2 protein-coding genes are annotated in these 1,018 nt (G+C 63.2%); both read right to left on the bottom strand.

Going from position 1 to position 1,018, the window contains the following annotated elements:
- Positions 1-60 precede the first annotated feature (60 nt).
- Complete coding sequence (locus ACPUER_RS36855; protein WP_425133591.1) at positions 61-702, bottom strand: helix-turn-helix domain-containing protein; 642 nt, start codon at positions 700-702, stop codon at positions 61-63.
- On the bottom strand, positions 686-1,018 hold a 333-nt coding region (locus ACPUER_RS36860), incomplete at its 5' end, for a hypothetical protein (RefSeq protein ID WP_425133592.1). The genes ACPUER_RS36860 and ACPUER_RS36855, both read right to left, overlap by 17 nt.

Here is a 1,018-nt window from a genome sequence, read left to right on the forward strand (position 1 = left end):
GCCGTCTACTGCTCACGTCGTGCCCATCCGATAGCATCGCGGCTCCCCGTCGTCGTCGACCTACGCTACGGTGCTGATCGAGTGCTTACCTTGCAACTCAGCCGCACCATAGCGCTCGAGCACGGCCGACTTCAGATTGTCGTACAGCAGAACCCTCGGCAGGCCGCACCACGTGTTGAACGCGCCGATGTGTCCGCGCAAGAAGTTCTCCATGCGAGCGTCAAGGAAGAAGCGTAGATAGATGTCGCGCGAGTACGAGAGCACCATCACGAACGCCATCAGCGGCCGGCGCGCACGGCCAATCTCGATGTAACCGAAGTGCCCCCAATCGACCTGGGCCTGTTCACCCGGCAATGTCCTCAGTCGCAGGAAGGCCTCGGCAGGCTTGCGAGGACGATGCAGCGAGATCAGATGCCGGAAGTGATCCGGTGCGCCCTTGTAGCCGCGCTCGCGAACCATAAAGTAAAGACGTCTGGCCGTCAGCGAAGGATATTTTTCCAACGTCTGCCGGATGAACGGCAGGTACGGCTCGATCATTGACGGCTTCGACACCGGGCCGATCCGCGGTAACCCAGCACGGGTGAGTACCCGCTGCACCGTTTCGCGGTGTACGCGTAACTGCTTCGCGATCGTGCCGCACGGCCACTTCTCGGCGTGATACAGGCGCAGGATTTGCGCCTCGAGTTCAACCGGAATCGTCATCGGGATCTCCACGATCTAAGCGACGGCCGAAGGGCTCTCCTTCGGGATAGACACGACGAGAACCACGGCGGCGCACGAAGCCGGTTCGCACCAGTTGCGGCAGCGGGCCACCGCAGCAATGACAGCGCAGCGGCGTCGGCGCCGCCGCACGCGTGGCGGCGTTGGCAAGTGCAACGGCGGCGTCGAGGTCCGGTTGCAGTACATCATCGGTGGGGGAAGTGGGTAAACCCTGATGCGTCACGAATTTGCGTCGGGCCCGGTAGCGTCGGGCTCTGGCCGCGTGGGCGAATCGTCCACGACGGGTGCGCTGATAGCG

The organism is Burkholderia sp. DN3021, from assembly GCF_049805555.1.
Taxonomy (GTDB): domain Bacteria; phylum Pseudomonadota; class Gammaproteobacteria; order Burkholderiales; family Burkholderiaceae; genus Burkholderia; species Burkholderia pyrrocinia_C.

Excerpts from the sequence above, each read along its gene's own strand:
- ACPUER_RS36855 (WP_425133591.1), bottom strand. The coding sequence starts at position 702 with ATGACGATTCCGGTTGAACTCGAGGCGCAAATCCTGCGCCTGTATCAC.